This window comes from Streptomyces sp. NPDC059695 (genome assembly GCF_042733785.1).
Classification (GTDB): domain Bacteria; phylum Actinomycetota; class Actinomycetes; order Streptomycetales; family Streptomycetaceae; genus Streptomyces.
Genome location: NZ_JBHWFF010000021.1, coordinates 1 through 16042, shown reverse-complemented (window position 1 = coordinate 16042; position 16042 = coordinate 1). Strand labels below are relative to the sequence as shown.

Here is a 16042-nt window from a genome sequence, read left to right as displayed (position 1 = left end):
AAACGGCGGGTGTTTCCGCGGGTACTGGGGCGGGTGGGCGGGGCCTACCCCGCGGCCCACGACATTCACCCCCATCCACGCCGCCCTCCCCACGGGGGCGGCCGCGGGGGCGGCCGCGCGTCACGGACGATGATGCCCACGCCGCTGATCCACAACGCCTGCGAAACCGGCCTGTCGGAGGATAGGCTGGACGGAGCGCTCCACGGGCACATCCCGAAGGCAAGGAACAAGCGACATATACCAATGTCATATTGTTCCGGGACTCGGGGTTCGAATTCAGCCGTCCGCCCTCGCGAGGAATACGCAGGTGAGGGCGGTACGGCCTCCGCGATTCCGCTTCAACTCCCCTCTAATACGGCCTGATGACGCCTTGTCAGTAATATCCGCGAGGTCTAGCGGAAACACTGTGTGAACACGTGTCGTATAAACTCCGCGGACGAGGCAGAGTGTTGGTGCGCCCGGCCATGGCCCCATGTCCTCCTCTGGCCCCGCCGCCGACAGCGCCGTCGTACCTGCCCACGCGCCACCGTGTCTCCTGAGTGAGAGGCGACCCACCATGCTCCGACCCTCCCCGGCCCCTGCGCCGGCCCTCCGCAGTGTCCTCGCGGCCCTCGGCTCACCGACCGCCGTCCGCGAGCCGCGAACTCCCGCACTGCGGGCCGCACAGGGACTGCTGAGCCCCGAACACCCGCTGCCCGTGCACGTCCTCGGCGTCACCGGAGCACCGGGGCTCGCGCCCCGCACCCGGCTCGCCGGCTGGCGCTTCCTCATCCGGAACGGGGACCGGGCGATCGCCGCCGCGGACACCATGCTCACCCCCGACGGCTGGGCCTTCTCGCACTTCTTCGAGGGTCCGTACGTCTCCGCCACCGAGCGGGCCCTGCTCCAGGCCGAGGCCCTGCCCGTCACGTACCGGCCGAGGCTGCTCTCCGTACCGGAGCTCTACATGCTGACGCTCTGGCTCCAGGCCGACTCGGAGGCGGACGGCACGACCGTCGCCCCGGCCGCGGCCGACCTGATGGTGCCCCTGGCCCCCGCACCCCCGGGGATCGCGGCCCACCGCCCGTACCAGGTCGCCGACCTCCTGCCCGTGCTCAGTACGCGACTCGCGCCGCCGCCCCTCCTGGGCTCGCCGGCGCCCGCCTGATCCACCGCACGCGCTTCCCCGCCCCGTGACCCGACCGGGTCACGGGGCGCACTGCGGTCCGGGCCGCGCGCCCGAACGCGCCTCCCGAACGCCCCCTCCCGTACGGACTAGCCCACTGGGACCACTCCGAACCACCCGAAGAGAGGGTGCAGTTGACCTGAACCGCCCCTGCGGGTGATGCGTCTTCCCAGGAAAGGACGAGCTGCCGCGAAATCCCTGCGGAAGAGCGTCCGTGGGGCAAGACTGGGACCGGAACCGAACCGACCGACGGGGGCGGCCATGAGCGCGCAGAGCCGCAGGACATCCACCACGACGCAGCGAGAGAACCCACCCATGTGCCAGCACCAGCCTGCCTGTCCGACCGCCGACTCCGCCGACCGGGAGGCGGCCCGACTCCTGGCACACCACCCCGAGCAGGGGTGGAGCCTGCTGTGCAACGGCGTCCTGCTCTTCGAGGACACCGGTGAGCTCCTGCCGGACGGGCAGATCATCGCCCCGCACCGTCCGCTGACGGCCGGACGGGTGACGACCGCGGCCTGAGGGCGCGCGGCCGGACGCCGTACGAGGGAAACGCCGAGGGCCGGCCCGGAGGAGATCCTCCGAACCGGCCCTCGGCGCGTGCTCAGTTGTCGTACTCGTCCAGCGGCGGGCAGGAGCAGACCAGGTTCCGGTCGCCGAAGGCACCGTCGATGCGGCGCACCGGCGGCCAGTACTTGTCGGCGACCGAGACACCGGCCGGGAAGACCGCCTCGTCGCGGGTGTACGGGTGGTTCCACTCGCCGCCCAGCGCGGCCGCGGTGTGCGGGGCGTTGTGCAGCGGGTTGTCGTCGGCGGGCCACTGGCCCGAGGCGACCTTCTCGATCTCGGCCCGGATCGCGATCATGGTGTCGCAGAAGCGGTCGAGCTCGGTCAGGTCCTCGGACTCGGTCGGCTCGATCATCAGCGTGCCGGCCACCGGGAAGGACATCGTCGGCGCGTGGAAGCCGTAGTCGATGAGGCGCTTCGCGATGTCGTCGACGCTGACGCCGGTGGCCTTGGCCAGCGGACGGATGTCGACGATGCACTCGTGCGCGACCAGCCCGTTCGGGCCGGTGTAGAGCACCGGGAAGTGCGGCTCGAGGCGCTTGGCGATGTAGTTCGCCGCGAGGACGGCGACCTGGGTGGCGCGGGTGAGGCCCTCGCCGCCCATGAGGCGCACGTACGACCAGGAGATCGGCAGGATGCCGGCGGAGCCCCAGGGGGCGGCCGAGATCGGGCCGACGCCGGTCTCCGGGCCCGCGGTGGGCTGGAGCGGGTGGTTCGGCAGGTACGGCGCGAGGTGCGCGCGGACGCCGACCGGGCCGACGCCGGGGCCGCCGCCGCCGTGCGGGATGCAGAAGGTCTTGTGCAGGTTCAGGTGCGAGACGTCGCCGCCGAAGTGACCCGGCTTGGCGAGGCCGACCAGCGCGTTGAGGTTGGCACCGTCGACGTACACCTGACCGCCGGCCTCGTGGACCTCGGCGCAGATGTCGGCGACGTGCTCCTCGAAGACGCCGTGCGTGGACGGGTAGGTGATCATCAGCACGGACAGCTCGTCGCGGTACTGCTCGATCTTGGCGCGCAGGTCGGCGACGTCGACCTCGCCGTCCTCCGCCGTCTTGACGACGACGACCTTCATGCCGGCCATCACCGCGGAGGCGGCGTTGGTGCCGTGCGCGGAGGACGGGATGAGGCACACGGTGCGCTGGAGGTCGCCGTTGGCGCGGTGGTACGCGCGGACGGCGAGCAGACCCGCGAGCTCACCCTGCGAGCCGGCGTTCGGCTGGATGGACACCTTGTCGTAGCCGGTGACCTCGGCCAGGCGCTCCTCCAGCTCGGTGATGAGCGTGACGTAGCCCTGCGCCTGGTCGATCGGGGCGAACGGGTGGATCTGGCCGAACTCGGGCCAGGTCACCGGCTCCATCTCGGTGGTCGCGTTCAGCTTCATGGTGCAGGAGCCGAGCGGGATCATGCCGCGGTCGAGCGCGTAGTCGCGGTCCGCGAGCCTGCGCAGGTAGCGCAGCATCGACGTCTCGGAGCGGTGCGCGTGGAAGACCGGGTGGGTCAGGTACGCGTCGGAGCGCAGCAGCGCGCCGGGAATCGCGTCCCCGGTGGCGGCGTCGAGGGCCTCGATGTCGCCCTCGACACCGAAGGCGCCCCAGACGGCGGCGAGCTGCTCGCGGCCGGTGGTCTCGTCGCAGGAGACCGAGACGAGGTCGGCGTCGACGCGGTGGAGGTTGACCCCGGCCGCGCGGGCGGCGGCGACGGCCTCGTCGGCCTTGCCGGGCACGCGGACGGTGAGGGTGTCGAAGTAGGAGCCGTGCACGACCTCGACGCCGCCGGCGGTGAGACCCGCGGCGAGGATGGCGGCGTAGCGGTGGGTCCGCTCGGCGATCTGCTTCAGGCCGTCCGGACCGTGGTAGACGGCGTACATGCCGGCCATGACGGCGAGCAGCACCTGGGCGGTGCAGATGTTGCTGGTGGCCTTCTCGCGGCGGATGTGCTGCTCGCGGGTCTGCAGGGCCAGGCGGTAGGCGCGGTTGCCGTCGGCGTCGACGGAGACGCCCACCAGGCGGCCGGGCAGGGAGCGGGCGTGCTTGTCCTGGACGGCCATGTAGCCGGCGTGCGGACCGCCGAAGCCCATCGGGACGCCGAAGCGCTGGGTCGTGCCGACGGCGATGTCCGCGCCCAGCTCGCCGGGCGAGGTGAGCAGGGTGAGCGCGAGCAGGTCGGCGGCGACGGTGACGATCGCGCCGAGCTCGTGCGCGGCGTCGATCAGCGGCTTGATGTCGCGGACGGCGCCGGAGGCACCGGGGTACTGGAGCAGCACGCCGAAGACGCCGCGCTCGGCGATCTCGGCGGGGATACCCGCGCTCAGGTCGGCGACGACGACCTCGACACCGGTCGGCTCGGCGCGGGTCTCGATGACGGCGACGGTCTGCGGCAGGGCGTCGGCGTCGACGAGGAAGACACCGTTCTTGACCTTGCCGACGCGCCGGGCGAGCGCCATGGCCTCGGCCGCGGCGGTGCCCTCGTCGAGGAGGGAGGCGCCGGAGGTGGGCAGGCCGGTGAGGTCGGCGACCATCGTCTGGAAGTTGAGGAGGGCCTCCAGGCGGCCCTGGGAGATCTCCGGCTGGTACGGCGTGTAGGCCGTGTACCAGGCGGGGTTCTCCATCACGTTGCGCAGGATGACCGGCGGCGTGAAGGTGCCGTAGTAGCCGAGGCCGATCATCGGGGCGAGGACCTGGTTGCGGTCGGCGAGCGTGCGCAGCTCGGCGAGGACCTCGGCCTCGGTGCGCGCGGCCGGCAGGCCCAGGGCCTCGGCGTTCTTGATCACGTCCGGCACCGCGGCGGCCGTGAGCTCGTCGAGCGAGCCGTAACCGACCTGGGCGAGCATCTTGGCCCGGGCCTCGGCGTCGGGCCCGATGTGCCGCTGCTCGAACGGGATGCCCTGTTCGAGCTCGGAGAGCGGAGTGCGGTTGGCGGTCATGTACGGAGGCCTCCTGGTCGTCACGACCTGCGAGGGGCACCACGGCGCGGGTACCCGGACGGCCTCCCCCTCTGTCATCTCAACCTGAGAGTTTCACCGGCACGCCTCACGGCACGCCGGCTTTCACCGTCGGTGAGAGCGAAATGCCGTCGGACATCCGCTCTGCTTTCCAGAGTGACCTCGTCCGCGCGGTACAGGGGCCTGAGAGATTCCGGGGAGGATTTGCTCCTTCGGCGCCCACCGGAAGATTTCTCCGGGGGACTCTCCCGCACAGGGTCGACAGCCACAACCAGCCTACCAGCGAGGTTGCGGCTCTCTTCGCTCAAGTGGCCGACATCCCAGATGTGCACTTTCGTAGGGGTGTAGAGCAGTTGCGACCAGTTGGAGGGACCGTGCAGACCGATATCGATCCGCGCAGCCTGATCGGCCGCAAGGCGTTCGACCGGAGCGGGCACAAGATCGGAACCGTGGACGAGGTGTACCTGGACGACGCGACCGGCATCCCCGAATGGGCCGCGGTCCGCACCGGGCTGTTCAGCAGGGACGCCTTCGTCCCCCTGGAGCCGAGCGACCTGCTCGACGACGGCCTCCACATCCCGTACGAAAGGGCCCTGATCAAGGATGCCCCGGACTTCGGTGTGGGCCGCCATCTCTCCCCCGAGCAGGAACTCCAGCTCTACCGCCACTACAGCCTGGCGCTCCCCCCGCCGCCCACGGACGCCCCGGACAAGGACTTCGGCCGCCTGGCCGGCCAGGACGGCGCCTGAGCACCCGCCTCCAGGACGGACCCGCCCGCGCGGGGGCGCGGGTGGGCGACGTCACGCCGCCGCGTCCCCCCGCACCAGCGGCAACGGCTCCGACGGCTCCAGCTCCGGGTCGTCCACGGCGAACGTCCGCACCCGCCCCGGACCGGACCACGGCTCCTCGAATCGGACCGTGACCCGCCCGACCCCGCTCCCCTGGACCCACCCGGCCCCGTACACGGCGTGCCGTACGTCGTGGCCGGGCGCCCACACCCGCTCGGCGGCCTCCGTCGCGGCGTCGGGCGCCTCCTCCGGCTCGTCGGACCCCGCGGGCGCGGCCTCGTCCGCCGGCCGCTCCGAGGCCTCCGCCTGGGCGAACAGGTCCTCCTGCGTGTAGTCGGCGAGCCCGCTCACCCCCACGCCGAGGAGCCGCACGCCCCCCGTCGTGTCCACCGCCTCCAGGAGCCGCCCCGCGGCCTCCCGCACCACGACCGGGTCGTCCGTCGGCCCGCGCAGCGTCTCGGACCGGGTGAGCGTCGAGAAGTCGTAGCGCCGCACCTTCAGGACGATCGTCCGCCCGGAGTGCCCGGAGGACCGCAGCCGCCCCACGCACCGCTCCGCGAGCCGCTCGACCTCGATCCGGATCCGGACCCGGTCGTGCAGGTCCACGTCGAAGGTGTCCTCGACCGACACCGATTTCGCGTCCCGCTCGGCCACCACGGGCCGGTCGTCGTACCCCTGGGCCATCCGGTGCAGCGACGCCCCGTGCGCCCGCCCCAGGAGCCGTACGAGCTCGTCCTCGCCCGCCTCCGCGAGGTCGGAGACGGTGGTGATCCCGGCGCGCCTCAGGTGCTCCCCCGTGGCCGGGCCGACGCCGGGCAGGATCCGCACCGACCGGGGCCCGAGCAGTTCCCGCTCGGTGCCGGGCTCGATGAGGACGAGGCCGTCCGGCTTCGCCTCCTCGGAGGCGATCTTCGCGATCATCTTGGACCCGGCGAGCCCGACGGAACCGGTGAGGCCGGTGGTCGCGAGGATGGCGACCCGCAGGCGCTCCCCCGCGGCCCGCGCGCTCGCGCCGTCGTCGGCGACCCCGCCGGCCTCCAGGTCGACGAAGGCCTCGTCGAGGCTGAGGGGCTCCACGAGCGGGGACAGCCGCCGGAGCAGTTCCATGACCTGGTCGCTGATCGAGCGGTAGAAGGCGAAGCGCGGCACGAGATAGGCCGCGTTCGGCGCGAGGCGGCGCGCCTGGCCCATCGGCATGGCCGAGTGCACGCCGAACCGACGGGCCTCGTACGAGGCGGTGGCGACCACACCGCGCGGCCCGAGGCCGCCGACGACCACGGGCTTTCCGCGCAGGCTGGGCTTCGACGCCTGCTCGGCGGCGGCGAAGAAGGCATCCATGTCGAGATGCAGGATCGTGGGCGCGGCTCTCACAGGTCCGATGCTGCCCTACGCCACTGACAACGCCCCCGCGGACCGCCGGGGATCCCCGCCCCCGGGCCACAGGAGGCCCTCGGGGCGTCACGGACTCCCCGAAGACGTGGAAAGCCCCACGGGGACCCGCCGGACCGCCGTGGGGCCTTCAAGGCCCCACGGGAGCCGCCGGAGGGGCCTTGAAGGCCCTACGGGGACGTCCGGGAGAGGCCCGCGCGACGGCAGGCCGCCCTCAGACCGCCCTGTCGCGCCGTCGCCGTGCCAGCTCGTCGCCCGGGTTGTGCCCGACGAGCGTCTCGCCGGTGTCGACCCGCTCACCGTGGAGCTGCGACAGCGCGGCCTCGACGTCCCGCCACACCACCCCGACGGCGATGCCGAAGACGCCCTGCCCGCCCTGGAGGAGGTCGACGACCTCGTCGGGCGACGAGCACTCGTAGACCGTGGCCCCGTCGCTCATGAGCGTCATCCGCTCCAGGTCCCGGAAGCCCCGGGCGCGCAGGTGCTGCACCGCGGCCCGGATGTTCTGGAGCGCCACCCCGGTGTCGAGGAAACGCTTGACGATCTTCAGTACGACGACGTCGCGGAAGCTGTACAGCCGCTGCGTCCCCGACCCGTGCGCGGGTCGCACGCTCGGCTCCACGAGCCCGGTGCGTGCCCAGTAGTCCAGCTGGCGATAGGTGATCCCGGCGGCCGCGCAGGCCGTCGGCCCGCGGTAGCCGATCGCCGCGTCGGCGATGCCGCCACCGGCACCGGTCTCCGTCCCGAAGTCGCCCACACTGCCGTGAAGCGGATACGGACCGCTCTCCCCGGACACGCGCCCGAGCGAGCTTCCCGCCGTACCGTCCGCGCTGCTCATCACGCCGACCCTCCGTCCTTGACCTGCCCACACGAAGGTAGGCAGTCACTCGGGGTGCGTCAACGATCGCCACACTCGGCACGCCGAGTGATAATCACCCTGAGAGTGGTTTGGCGTGACTCTCTCCGGGGAAAGGCTACTCGAATGCCCTGACGGCACCCCGCGGACGACCTCCGGCCGAGCCACTCCGCCTCACTGGCTGTTGGTCCCGAAGTCCTCCGGTGAGATCTGGTCGAGGAACTCGCGGAACTTCTCCACCTCGTCCTCCTGCTCGTCCGGAATCGCGATGCCGGCGTCGTCCAGCACGCCGTCGCTGCCGAAGATCGGCGTCCCGGTCCGAAGGGCCAGGGCTATCGCGTCCGACGGCCGCGCGCTGACCTCGACGCCGCTGGCGAAGACCAGCTCGGCGTAGAAGACCCCGTCACGCAGATCCGTGATGCGGACCTCGGTGAGCTCCTGCCCCACGGCCTCCAGCACGTCCTTGAACAGGTCGTGCGTCAGCGGCCGCGGAGGGGCCATCCCCTGCTGGGCGAAGGCGATCGCGGTCGCCTCACCCGGTCCGATCCAGATGGGGAGGTACCGATCGCCTCCCACTTCACGCAGGAGCACGATCGGCTGGTTGGAGGGCATTTCCACCCGGACACCCACAACGTCGAGCTCGTTCACACAGCAACCCTAGGACGTGCCCGACCGGTTTGGATAGTCGGGCCCCCCGGGTCCCCCTGCCCGAGGGTCCTCCGAGCGCCCTCCGGGCCCCCTCCCGGAGGCCCCGGGATCACTGCGGGCGGAGCCCGAGAGCGGTCTGGACGAGGGCGGCGTGCAACCGCACGGACTGCGCGGCGAGCTCCTTCGCGGTGGCCTCCGCGTGGGCCCTGGTCTGCGGGTTACGGTGCCGGCGCAGCGGCGCGACCACCTGCTCGATCAGTCCGGCCTCACGGTCCGCGGCCGCCTTCACGGCCCGCAGGTGCCGGGGCTCCAGACCGAATCTCCCCAGATCCGCGACGAGTCTGGCCACGGTGACGGTCTCGGCGTCGTAGCCGCCGCCCTCCGACTCGGAGATCAGACCGTACGCCTCCCACTCGGCGAGCTCGGCCTCGGTCACGTCGGCGGCGGCGATCAATTCGGCACGCCCGAGCCGGGCGACGGTCGGCGACTCCGCCTCGTCCTCGTCCCAGGCCCCTTCGACCAGGTCCCGCCTCCGCCCGGGCGCCGGGAGCTTGATCGGCTCGCCCCGCTCGAGGGCGTCGAGGTGCTCACGGATGACCTTCAGCGGAAGGTAGTGGTCCCGCTGCATCCGCAGGATGCGAGCGAGCCGCTCCACGTCCTGCGGGCTGAACTTCCGGTACCCGGAGGCCGTACGCCGGGGCTCGACCAGCCCCTCGGCCTCCAGGAACCGGATCTTGGAGATCGTCACTTCGGGAAATTCGTCGCGCAGCTGGTTCAGCACCGTGCCGATGCTCACCAACTGGTCGCCCGCGGCGGCGGTGCCGGATCCGGCACCGCCCGTCGGTGTTCGCAGCATGGACCTTCCCTGAAGGGGCTTCCCCGAGGCGTCACACGCCTCGCTGGCTCGAGTAGAAGACCAGCCGGTACTTGCCGATCTGTACCTCGTCGCCGTTGGACAGGACGACCGATTCGATCGGCTCGCGGTTGACGTACGTGCCGTTGAGGCTGCCGACGTCGGCCACCGTGAAGCTGCCGTCCTGCGCCCGCCGGAACTCGACATGCCGCCGGGAGACCGTGAAGTCGTCCAGGAAGATGTCGCTCTGCGGGTGACGGCCGGCCGTCGTCAGCTCACCGTCGAGCAGGAACCGGCTGCCCGAGTTCGGCCCCCGGCGCACCACGAGGAGCGCGGAGCCCAACGGCAGCGCCTCCACGGCGGCGAGCGCCTCGGCCGACAGCGACGGAAGGGCGGTCTGACCGGTAACCTCGGCGTCGTACGCCTCCAGCCCCGAGATGGAGATCGTCGACGTCGTCTCCGACGCACGCTCGGGGGCGACCCCGCCCCGCAGCGGCGTACCGCAGTGGGAGCAGAAGCGGCTGTCGGCCGTGTTGCGATGACCGCACCTCGTGCACACCGGCATGGACGCATCCTCCTGCCGCGGCTGACCCGCGGAGGTCTGTGTCGCGTACGGGTCGGGCGTAAACCCTCCACCCGTACTTGAGGTTGATGGTTCTCCGAAACCTATGCGGGCGGCCCCGGCGGGGTCAACAGAAGACGCGCCCTGTGTGCCCGGAATGTCACCACCCCGGCCATCGACCTCGTCACGGAAGAGCGGGCGCTCGCCACCCTGCTCCTCGCTCTGGGCGTGGCGCGGCGCGGCATGCTTGGCGTTGCCGCCGTCCTCGCGTGCGCTCTTGCCGAACAACTTCGCAAACAACTTCACGGGCGATTCCCCTTGACCGAAACAGACCCGCCCGTGGGGCAGGACGAACCGAGATCCTTCACACCTGCCGACCCGGACACCTTCACAACGTCCGTATCCTCCGGACAGTTTCCACCACGCACCACCGTTGTGGTGCGCCGACCCCCCGCAACGTCTTGCCCTTGTCGCGGGACCCCCCTCGTCCCCCGCTCACTGGGAGGACGACTGAGCGTAGTCAGGCCGCTTCGCGGGTCGCAAGGCGTCGACGACGATCTTCGCCGACCGCTCCACCGTGGCTGTGGCCTGCTCCTTCTCCAGGGTCTGCACGACACCGCCGGGGATGTTGAGCGCGGGCTCGAGATCCTCCGGCTTGCCGATGACCTTGAAGACGTACGGAGCGGCCACCTTCGTTCCATCGATCCGCATGTCATCGCCGCTACCGGTGAAATAACTGTCCGCGACCACCCGGACACCGTTGACCTGGATCGCCTCGGCGCCCGCCGCGCGCAGCTCCTGGATGGCGTCGAGCAGCATGTCGGACTCCACCGCCCCGGTCGGATCTCCGACGGTGAGCGTGATGCCCGGCCCCTCGGCGGCGACGCTGCCCGCCAGGATGCCGAGCTGCCGCTCCTTCTCCTGGGTCTGCTTGCGCGCCTCCTCGGCCTGGTCCGAGCTGGACTCCAGCTCGGTGCGCTGCTTCTCCAGCCGGGTCTTCTCGTCCTCCAGGCGCTGCGTGCGGTCGTCGAGTTCGTCGAGGATCCGCACGAGGTCCTCCTGACGGGCCCCGCGCAGCGCGCTGTTCTCACTCGTCGAGGAGACCTGGATGGCCAGACCCAGACCGAGGACGAACAGCAGCAGGGCGACGACGAGTTGGGCCCGGGTGACCCGCGGCGGCCACAGGGCCGAGACGAGCCTCCGCCGGCCGCTCGGCTCGGCGGCGGCCGGTGGCCCGGCCGCGACGGGCACCTCGGGCGCCCGGACGTCCTCGGCCGGCGCCTCGGGCCGCGCGGCCTCGGGCGTCCCGCGCCTCTCCGGACCGGGCGTCCCGGCCTGGGCCCGCTCGGAGCTTCGGGAGCTCTCGGGGTTCTCGGCGTTCCCGGAGTTCTCGGACTTCTCGGGGTTCTCGGGGTTCTCGGGGTTCTCGCTCATCGGCCTCACGCCCGGAACACGTGACGCCGGATGGCGGCCGCGTTGGAGAAGATACGGATGCCCAGCACGACGACCACACCGGTCGAGAGCTGCGCGCCCACGCCCAGCTTGTCGCCGAGGAAGACGATCAGCGCGGCCACGACCACGTTCGAGAGGAACGAGACCACGAAGACCTTGTCGACGAAGATCCCGTCGAGCATGGCCCGCAGGCCGCCGAAGACCGCGTCGAGGGCGGCGACCACGGCGATCGGAAGATAGGGCTCGACCACCGCCGGAACCTCGGGACGGACCAACAGTCCGACCACGACTCCGACGATCAGGCCCAGTACGGCGATCACGATGTGCCCTTCCCTGTGTCGGCCGTGGCCCGGCCGGACGGCGTCGCCGCCCCGGCCCCCCTCGGCTCTGCGGTACGTACGGTCAGGCTCGGCGCGGCCGGCAGGCGTACGTCGCCCTCGGCCGAGATCCTGCTCCTGATCCCGAAGTTCTCCACCAGCGCGTGCAGGTACTGCCCGTCGGCGCTGTCCTGGAACGCGGTGCTCAGCCGCTGTCCGTCCCCGATCGCGAGGACGGTGTACGGCGGCACCAGCGGCTTGTTGTCGACCAGCACGGCGTCACCGGCCGCCCGGATCGCGGACAGCGATGTCAGCCGCTGCCCGTTGATGGCGACGGCCTCGGCACCCGACTCCCACAGCCCGTTGACCACCCGCTGCATGTCCCGGTCGCGGACCCGGCCCGTGTCGGTGAAGCCGGCGCTCTCCCTCGGCCCGCCGCCCCCGGTGTCGGTGCCCTTGGCGTCGTCCACGACGAGCTTGACCCCGGGGCCGTGCACAGGGGTCGCGCCCGAGAGGAGTGCCACGAGCTGGGTCTGGTCGCCGCCGTGCTGCTGCAGGGCCTGCCGCTGGCGCGCTCCGACCTCGTCCCGGATCCGCTCGACGTCCGCCTCCAGCTGATCGGCGGACGACGTCTCCTTCTCGATCCGGTCGATCAGGTCCTGCCGCTCCTTGGCGACGACCGGTGCGGAGATCCGCGCCTCGGCGGCGCCGACGGTGACCACGACCGCGGCGAGCAGAAGCCCCGCGGCGACACCGAGCTTGGCCCGCAGACTGCGGGGCAGACCCCCGCCCTCGGCCGCGCGCCGGGCGGTCGCCTCGGCGTAACCGTCGTCGAGCGCGTGGTCGATCACGTTGTTCAGCAGCGACATGGACGCGTCCGGACGCGGCGGCGGTGATCCGGTGCTCCGAACGGGGGGCTGCTGCGACATGCCGCACATCGTCGCACGTCGCACGGCCTACCGCCGAATGGCCCCTCCCCGCGACCGGGAGGCGCCCCTCGGGCACCTCCCGGCCGGACCCGCCGGTACCGTCAGCGACCTGCGCTGTCGACCACCTCGGCCCACTCGTCGAGCAGGGCCTGGGCGGAGGCGTCGTCGGGACCTTCCGCCCACAGATGGGTGACGGCCTCGGCGGGGTCGGGCAGCACCATCACCCACCGCCCGTCGGCCTCCACCACCCGCACTCCGTCGGTGGTGTCCACGGACCGGCTGCCGGCCGCCTCCACCACCCGGCGCATCACGAGCCCCTTCACGGCCCACGGGGTGGCGACGTCCTTCTTCAGGACGTGCGCCCGCGGGATCCGGGCGTCGATCTGGCTCAGCGTGAGCTGCGTCCGCGCCACCAGCCCGATGAGCCGCACGAACGCGGCGGCCCCGTCGAAGACGCTGCTGAACTCGGGAATGATGAATCCGCCGCGCCCGTCGCCGCCGAAGATCGTCGACTCCTCGCGTCCGACCCTCGTGAGGTCGTCGGGCGAGGTCGTCGTCCACTCGACCTGGGTGCCGTGGTAGGCGGCGACCTGTTCGGCGATACGGGTCGTGGTGACGGGCAGCGCGACCCGCCCGGACCGCCGCTCGGCGGCCACCAGGTCCAGCATCACCAGGAGCGCCCGGTCGTCCTCGATGATCCGCCCGCGCTCGTCCACGAGCGAGAGGCGCTCGCCGACGGGGTCGAACCGCACCCCGAACGCGGCACGCGCCGAGGCCACGATCTCCCCGAGCCGTACGAGACCGGCCCGCCGGCTCTCGGCCGACTCCGTGGGCCGCGACTCGTCGAGACCGGGATTGATGGTCAGCGAGTCGACCTGGAGCCGCCCGAGCAGGCTGGGCAGCACCAGCCCGGCGCTGCCGTTGGAGGCGTCCACGACGACCTTCAGTCCGGCTTCGGCGATCCCGGTGGTGTCGACGTTCCTCAGCAGGGAGCCGGTGTACGAGTCGAAGACGCTCGCCGGGAACGACAGGTCGCCGATCTCACCGGGGAAGGCCCGCCGGTACTCCTGGCGCGCGAACACCCGGTCCAGCTTCCGCTGCCCGCCCTGCGAGAGGTCCGCTCCCCGTTCGTCGAAGAACATGATGTCGACGGAATCGGGCACGCCGGGCGAGGTCCGCACCATGATCCCGCCGGCGCTTCCCCGCGCGGTCTGCTGCCGCGCCACCGGCAGGGGTACGTTCTCGAGGTCGCGTACGTCGATGGCGCTGGCCTGAAGCGCCGAGATCACCGCCCGTTTCAGCGCCCGCGCGCCGCGGGAGTGGTCGCGCGCGGTGGTGACGGTCGACCCCTTCTTGAGGGTCGTCGCGTACGCGCCCGCGAGCCGGACGGCCAGCTCGGGGGTGATCTCCACGTTCAGGATGCCGGAGACGCCGCGCGCCCCGAAGAGATGGGCCTGTCCCCGGGACTCCCAGATGACGGAGGTGTTGACGAAGGCGCCGGCTTCGATCGTCTTGAAGGGATAGACCCGTACGTTCCCCTGCACGATCGACTCTTCGCCGATGAGGCACTCGTCCCCGATGACGGCCCCGTCCTCGATCCGGGCGGCCCGCATGATGTCGGTGTTCTTCCCGATCACACAGCCACGCAGATTGCTCTGCTGCCCGACGTAGACGTTGTCGTGGACGACCGCCTTGTGCAGGAAGGCGCCGCTCTTCACGACCACGTTCGAGCCGATGACCGAGTGTTCGCGGATCTCGGCGTCCGCCTCGACCTTGGCGTAGTCGCCGATGTACAGCGGTCCGCGGAGCACGGCGTCGGGATGCACCTCGGCGCCTTCCGCGACCCACACCCCGGGCGAGATCTCGAAGCCGTCGATGTCGACCTGGACCTTGCCCTCCAGGACGTCCGCCTGTGCCTTCACGTAGCTCTCGTGGGTGCCGACGTCCTCCCAGTAGCCCTCGGCGACATAGCCGTAGATCGGCTTGCCCTCCTTCATCAGCTGCGGGAAGACGTCACCCGACCAGTCGACCGAGACGTCTGCCTGGACGTAGTCGAAGACCTCGGGCTCCATCACGTAGATGCCCGTGTTCACGGTGTCCGAGAAGACCTGGCCCCAGGTCGGTTTCTCCAGGAAACGCTCGACCTTGCCCTCTTCGTCGACGATCGTGATGCCGAATTCCAATGGGTTCGGCACCCGGGTGAGGCAGACCGTGACGAGGGCGCCCTTCTCCTTGTGGAAGGCGATGAGATCGGTGAGGTCGAAATCGGTGAGCGCGTCACCGGAGATCACGAGGAAGGCGTCGTCCTTCAACGCTTCCTCGGCGTTCTTCACACTTCCCGCTGTACCGAGTGGCTTTTCCTCGTTGGCATACGTGAGCTCCATGCCGAGCTCCTCGCCGTCGCCGAAGTAGTTCCTGACGAGTGAGGCGAGAAACTGCACGGTGACGACGGTCTCGTTGAGACCGTGCCTCTTGAGCAGTCGTAGGACGTGCTCCATGATCGGCCGGTTCACCACCGGCAGTAGAGGCTTGGGCATGCTCGAGGTCATGGGGCGAAGTCGGGTTCCTTCGCCACCGGCCATCACGACGGCCTTCATGTCGGAAGCGTCCTCCTTGAAGAGACGACGGTCCTGCCGACTTCACCTGTCCGCTCAGGGGCCCTGGGACGTCCTCGTTGTTGCCGGCGACGCTGCTCGGCACAGGACAGACGGGCTCAATCGGCCGCGGTATCCGCCTTCACGAGTCGGCGGACCTGGACCACGTAGAGGATCCCTGCCCACCAATACAGAGTTGTACCCCATCCGGCGAAGGCCCACCCGAAAACTTCAGCGAGTGACGAAAGCCAGCCCGTTCCGTCACTGAGAAGCAGCAACGGGAAGGCGTACATCAAGTTGAATGTCGCAGCTTTCCCGAGGAAGTTCACCTGCGGCGGCGGGTAACCGTGCCGGCGGAGGATTGCCACCATCACGAGCAGCATGGCCTCGCGCGCCAGAAGCGCGGCCGTCAGCCAGAGGGGAAGAATCTCCCGCCAGGTGAGGCCCACGAGGGTGGACAGGATGTACAAGCGGTCGGCGGCAGGATCGAGCAGCCGGCCGAGGCTGCTGATCTGGTTCCAGCGCCGGGCCAGTTTGCCGTCGAGATAGTCGCTGACGCCGCTGAGCATCAGCACGAGCAGCGCCCAGCCGTCGCTGTTGGGGCCGCCGAACACAGGTCGGAGAATCAGCCACAGGAAGAGCGGCACACCCACGAGGCGAGCCATGCTCAGGATATTGGGGATGGTGAGAACCCGGTCGGTCTGAACGCGGGTCTCCTGGACCTCCACCCGGGGGCCTCCTGCTGGGAACGTACGGACGATGCTCCCTGACCTTACCCGCAGCCACAGCGCCGCCGCGCACAGGGGGCACCGCCCGGCGCAGAACGCAAAAATGCCTCAACCCCCGGACAAGGTCCAGGGGTTGAGGCTAAAAATTGTTCGGCGGCGTCCTACTCTCCCACAGGGTCCCCCCTGCAGTACCATCGGCGCTGAAAGGCTTAGCTTCCGGGTTCGGAATGTAACCGGGCGTTTCCCTAACGCT

Annotated in this window: 14 protein-coding genes, 1 rRNA gene and 1 riboswitch; of the genes, 3 read left to right on the top strand and 12 right to left on the bottom strand. The window is 70.8% G+C overall.

Annotated elements, in window-relative coordinates; genetic code table 11:
* Nucleotides 1–556: 556 nt before the first annotated feature.
* Nucleotides 557–1147: a hypothetical protein gene (locus tag ACFV2S_RS24830; protein ID WP_385563060.1), complete on the top strand. Its 591-nt coding sequence runs from the start codon at nucleotides 557–559 to the stop codon at nucleotides 1145–1147.
* A gap of 333 nt (nucleotides 1148–1480) precedes the next feature.
* The gene (locus tag ACFV2S_RS24825) at nucleotides 1481–1687 is read left to right on the top strand and encodes a DUF5999 family protein (RefSeq protein ID WP_361406387.1); all 207 of its coding nucleotides are present in this window, start codon (nucleotides 1481–1483) and stop codon (nucleotides 1685–1687) included.
* Between the two features lie 82 nt (nucleotides 1688–1769).
* On the opposite strand, the gene gcvP is transcribed toward ACFV2S_RS24825, so the two are convergent.
* The gene (gcvP, locus tag ACFV2S_RS24820) at nucleotides 1770–4655 is read right to left on the bottom strand and encodes an aminomethyl-transferring glycine dehydrogenase (RefSeq protein WP_383792809.1); all 2886 of its coding nucleotides are present in this window, start codon (nucleotides 4653–4655) and stop codon (nucleotides 1770–1772) included.
* A 179-nt stretch (nucleotides 4656–4834) separates the two neighbouring features.
* A riboswitch (glycine riboswitch) is annotated at nucleotides 4835–4934 on the bottom strand.
* Between the two features lie 113 nt (nucleotides 4935–5047).
* Between gcvP and ACFV2S_RS24815 the strand changes: the two genes are divergently transcribed.
* A complete protein-coding gene (locus ACFV2S_RS24815) occupies nucleotides 5048–5422 on the top strand; it encodes a PRC-barrel domain-containing protein (protein WP_385563055.1) in 375 nt (124 codons plus the stop codon).
* 51 nt (nucleotides 5423–5473) lie between these two features.
* On the opposite strand, the gene ACFV2S_RS24810 is transcribed toward ACFV2S_RS24815, so the two are convergent.
* The 11 genes from ACFV2S_RS24810 to rrf all read right to left on the bottom strand — a co-directional run.
* Nucleotides 5474–6832, bottom strand: a complete 1359-nt coding sequence (locus ACFV2S_RS24810; RefSeq protein ID WP_385563052.1) for a DNA polymerase IV — start codon at nucleotides 6830–6832, stop codon at nucleotides 5474–5476.
* A 232-nt stretch (nucleotides 6833–7064) separates the two neighbouring features.
* Nucleotides 7065–7688: a MerR family transcriptional regulator gene (locus tag ACFV2S_RS24805; RefSeq protein WP_383797829.1), complete on the bottom strand. Its 624-nt coding sequence runs from the start codon at nucleotides 7686–7688 to the stop codon at nucleotides 7065–7067.
* Between the two features lie 192 nt (nucleotides 7689–7880).
* Nucleotides 7881–8354 carry a bifunctional nuclease family protein gene (locus ACFV2S_RS24800; RefSeq protein ID WP_017238433.1) on the bottom strand — a complete coding sequence of 158 codons (474 nt, stop codon included), beginning with the start codon at nucleotides 8352–8354 and terminating at the stop codon, nucleotides 7881–7883.
* 109 nt (nucleotides 8355–8463) lie between these two features.
* Complete coding sequence (locus ACFV2S_RS24795) at nucleotides 8464–9210, bottom strand: MerR family transcriptional regulator (protein WP_385563047.1); 747 nt, start codon at nucleotides 9208–9210, stop codon at nucleotides 8464–8466.
* Between the two features lie 31 nt (nucleotides 9211–9241).
* On the bottom strand, nucleotides 9242–10183 hold the full coding sequence (locus ACFV2S_RS24790) for an FHA domain-containing protein (protein WP_383797831.1): 942 nt from the start codon (nucleotides 10181–10183) through the stop codon (nucleotides 9242–9244).
* A gap of 81 nt (nucleotides 10184–10264) precedes the next feature.
* Complete coding sequence (locus tag ACFV2S_RS24785; protein WP_385563044.1) at nucleotides 10265–11203, bottom strand: DUF881 domain-containing protein; 939 nt, start codon at nucleotides 11201–11203, stop codon at nucleotides 10265–10267.
* A gap of 5 nt (nucleotides 11204–11208) precedes the next feature.
* Nucleotides 11209–11541: a small basic family protein gene (locus ACFV2S_RS24780; RefSeq protein ID WP_015032176.1), complete on the bottom strand. Its 333-nt coding sequence runs from the start codon at nucleotides 11539–11541 to the stop codon at nucleotides 11209–11211.
* A complete protein-coding gene (locus ACFV2S_RS24775; protein WP_385563041.1) occupies nucleotides 11538–12467 on the bottom strand; it encodes a DUF881 domain-containing protein in 930 nt (309 codons plus the stop codon). Before ACFV2S_RS24775 ends, ACFV2S_RS24780 begins: the two co-directional genes overlap by 4 nt.
* 101 nt (nucleotides 12468–12568) lie before the next feature.
* Nucleotides 12569–15064, bottom strand: coding sequence for a sugar phosphate nucleotidyltransferase (locus tag ACFV2S_RS24770; RefSeq protein ID WP_385563038.1), 2496 nt, complete (start codon nucleotides 15062–15064; stop codon nucleotides 12569–12571).
* 116 nt (nucleotides 15065–15180) lie between these two features.
* Complete coding sequence (locus tag ACFV2S_RS24765) at nucleotides 15181–15789, bottom strand: CDP-alcohol phosphatidyltransferase family protein (protein ID WP_383797824.1); 609 nt, start codon at nucleotides 15787–15789, stop codon at nucleotides 15181–15183.
* Between the two features lie 148 nt (nucleotides 15790–15937).
* Nucleotides 15938–16042 (bottom strand): 5S ribosomal RNA (rrf, locus tag ACFV2S_RS24760); the annotation flags it as partial.

Coding starts and splice junctions, on each gene's coding strand:
- ACFV2S_RS24830 (WP_385563060.1), top strand. CDS start 557: ATGCTCCGACCCTCCCCGGCCCCTGCGCCGGCCCTCCGCAGTGTCCTC.
- ACFV2S_RS24825 (WP_361406387.1), top strand. CDS start 1,481: ATGTGCCAGCACCAGCCTGCCTGTCCGACCGCCGACTCCGCCGACCGG.
- gcvP (WP_383792809.1), bottom strand. CDS start 4,655: ATGACCGCCAACCGCACTCCGCTCTCCGAGCTCGAACAGGGCATCCCG.
- ACFV2S_RS24805 (WP_383797829.1), bottom strand. CDS start 7,688: ATGAGCAGCGCGGACGGTACGGCGGGAAGCTCGCTCGGGCGCGTGTCC.
- ACFV2S_RS24795 (WP_385563047.1), bottom strand. CDS start 9,210: ATGCTGCGAACACCGACGGGCGGTGCCGGATCCGGCACCGCCGCCGCG.
- ACFV2S_RS24785 (WP_385563044.1), bottom strand. CDS start 11,203: ATGAGCGAGAACCCCGAGAACCCCGAGAACCCCGAGAAGTCCGAGAAC.
- ACFV2S_RS24775 (WP_385563041.1), bottom strand. CDS start 12,467: ATGTCGCAGCAGCCCCCCGTTCGGAGCACCGGATCACCGCCGCCGCGT.
- ACFV2S_RS24770 (WP_385563038.1), bottom strand. CDS start 15,064: ATGAAGGCCGTCGTGATGGCCGGTGGCGAAGGAACCCGACTTCGCCCC.